This window comes from Brevundimonas sp. SL161 (genome assembly GCF_049896985.1).
In the GTDB taxonomy this organism is placed as follows: domain Bacteria; phylum Pseudomonadota; class Alphaproteobacteria; order Caulobacterales; family Caulobacteraceae; genus Brevundimonas.
The window spans coordinates 1-2,754 of sequence record NZ_JAFCVJ010000052.1 but is presented as its reverse complement, the minus strand read 5'-3'; the positions used below and the strand labels follow the sequence as shown (position 1 = coordinate 2,754).

General features: G+C 58.0%; 1 protein-coding gene, 1 tRNA gene and 2 rRNA genes (1 of these 4 only partly in view). 3 read left to right on the top strand and 1 reads right to left on the bottom strand.

The features are described from left to right. From ACP7AU_RS17210 to ACP7AU_RS17200, 3 genes are all read left to right on the top strand, one after another. Nucleotides 1-1,707 (top strand): 23S ribosomal RNA (locus ACP7AU_RS17210) (it extends 1,175 nt beyond the left edge of the window). A gap of 75 nt (nucleotides 1,708-1,782) precedes the next feature. Further along, nucleotides 1,783-1,897 (top strand): 5S ribosomal RNA (gene rrf, locus ACP7AU_RS17205). Between the two features lie 106 nt (nucleotides 1,898-2,003). Then, nucleotides 2,004-2,080, top strand: a tRNA-Met gene (locus ACP7AU_RS17200). Between the two features lie 67 nt (nucleotides 2,081-2,147). On the opposite strand, the gene ACP7AU_RS17195 is transcribed toward ACP7AU_RS17200, so the two are convergent. Beyond that, nucleotides 2,148-2,754, bottom strand: a 607-nt coding sequence (locus ACP7AU_RS17195; protein ID WP_426052206.1) for a sigma 54-interacting transcriptional regulator, incomplete at its 5' end; no start/stop codon positions are given.

The following is a 2,754-nucleotide window of genomic DNA, read 5'->3' as shown; positions in this document are numbered from 1 at the left end:
GCTGACAATCAGGAGGTTGGCTTAGAAGCAGCCATCCTTTAAAGAAAGCGTAACAGCTCACTGATCAAGCGATCCTGCGCGGAAAATGTAACGGGGCTCAAGCCATGCGCCGAAGATATGGGTTCGCGTAAGCGAGCGGTAGCGGAGCGTTCCGTAAGCCGGTGAAGGTCAGGCGTGAGCCTGGCTGGAGGTATCGGAAGTGAGAATGCTGACATGAGTAACGATAAGGAGTGTGAGAGACACTCCCGCCGAAAGACCAAGGGTTCCTGCGTAAAGCTAATCTGCGCAGGGTTAGTCGGCCCCTAAGGCGAGGCTGAAAAGCGTAGTCGATGGGAAGCAGGTAAATATTCCTGCACCAGCCAGAAGTGACGGATGGCGTAACTTGTCAGGGCTTATTGGATTGTCCTGGCAGGGAAGTTGTCCCTGGAAATAACTCTGGCAGAGACCGTACCCGAAACCGACACAGGTGGTCAGGTAGAGCATACCAAGGCGCTTGAGAGAACTGTGCTGAAGGAACTCGGCAAATTGCACGCGTAACTTCGGAATAAGCGTGACTCTGCTTAGGGCAACCTTTGCAGAGTGGCACAAGCCAGGGGGTAGCGACTGTTTAGCAAAAACACAGGGCTCTGCGAAGCAGCAATGCGACGTATAGGGTCTGACGCCTGCCCGGTGCCTGAAGGTTAAAGGGAGTTGTGAAAGCGACGAACTGAAGCCCAGGTAAACGGCGGCCGTAACTATAACGGTCCTAAGGTAGCGAAATTCCTTGTCGGGTAAGTTCCGACCTGCACGAATGGCGTAACGACTTCCCCACTGTCTCCAGCACAGGCTCAGTGAAATTGAATTCCCCGTGAAGATGCGGGGTTCCCGCGGTCAGACGGAAAGACCCTATGAACCTTTACTATAGCTTCGCCTTGGCGTTAGCGACCGTATGTGTAGGATAGGTGGGAGGCTATGAAACCGGGGCGCCAGCTCTGGTGGAGCCATCCTTGAAATACCACCCTTACTGTCGTTGACGTCTAACCGAGGACCGTTATCCGGTCCCGGGACATGGCGTGGTGGGTAGTTTGACTGGGGCGGTCGCCTCCTAAAGTGTAACGGAGGCGCGCGATGGTGGGCTCAGACCGGTCGGAAATCGGTCGTCGAGTGCAATGGCATAAGCCCGCCTGACTGCGAGACTGACAAGTCGAGCAGAGACGAAAGTCGGCCATAGTGATCCGGTGGTCCCGCGTGGAAGGGCCATCGCTCAACGGATAAAAGGTACTCTAGGGATAACAGGCTGATTTTGCCCAAGAGTCCATATCGACGGCAAAGTTTGGCACCTCGATGTCGGCTCATCACATCCTGGGGCTGGAGCAGGTCCCAAGGGTTCGGCTGTTCGCCGATTAAAGTGGTACGTGAGCTGGGTTCAGAACGTCGTGAGACAGTTTGGTCCCTATCTGCCGTGGGTGTTCGAAGCTTGAGAGGATCTGCCCCTAGTACGAGAGGACCGGGATGGACATACCTCTGGTGGACCTGTCATGACGCCAGTTGTGCAGCAGGGTAGCTAAGTATGGAATAGATAACCGCTGAAAGCATCTAAGCGGGAAACTAACCTCAAAACAAGGCTTCGCTGAGGATCGTGGAAGACTACCACGTTGATAGGCCAGGTGTGGAAGCGCGGCGACGCGTGAAGCTTACTGGTACTAATAATCCGATCGGCTTGATCGTTTCTCAGCAAAACTCATTCGATTTTTCGAATACGACAATGTCTTCTCGTCACAATCTACATATCCGCTTGGTTGACCTGGTGGTTATGTCGGAGGTTCCCCACCCGATCCCATCCCGAACTCGGTCGTTAAGCCCTCCAGAGCCAATGGTACTATGTCTCAAGGCATGGGAGAGTAGGTCGCCGCCGGGTCTACCAAGCGGATATGTGGATTGTGACGTCTTTTCCGGGCTAACGCGCTTTGCGCTGCTTGAGCCCGGGTCTTCTCGAACATCTTCCTTCACAACGCCGCTCTTGCCGCGGGATGGAGCAGCCCGGTAGCTCGTCAGGCTCATAACCTGAAGGTCGCAGGTTCAAATCCTGCTCCCGCACCCAAGATCTCAAAGCCCCGCCGGTTCGCCGCGGGGCTTTTTGCTGTCCGCAGCAACGCTCCGACCCCTCCTCAGTCTTGGCCACGCTCATCTCGCGCGCGGAAATCGCCCGGGCGCAGGCCGTGACGGCGGAACTTGTCGTAGAGGGTCTTGCGTGGAATCCGCAGGGCGTCGGTCATGGCGACGATGTCGCCCGCATGGCGATGCAACGCCTCCTCCAGCACCGCCTTCTCAAACCGTTCGAGCCGGTCGACGAGGCCGGCGCCCGCGTCTTCGGTCGCGCCGAAGGCGGCTGGTGCGTCGATATCCAGAGCGACCCGATCGGCGAAATGCGCCAGCTCCCGCACATTGCCCGGCCAGTCATGCTCAATCAGGGTGCGCCGGACGGCGGTGCTCATCGGCGGAGGCGTCCGCCCGCGATCGCCGGAGGCCCGCGCCAGGAAATGCGAGAACAAAAGCGCCACGTCCTCGCGCCGCTCCCGCAGCGGCGGCACCCGCAGCTTCAGAACATTGAGACGGTAGTACAGATCCTCGCGGAACTCACCGCGCTCGACCGCGCGCTTCAGGTCCGACTTGCACGAGGCAAGAATCCGCAGGTCCAGCTGGCGCGCCCCTGACGCGCCCAGAGGCTGGATCTCACGTTGTTCCACGACACGAAGAAGGGTCACCTGCGCCGAC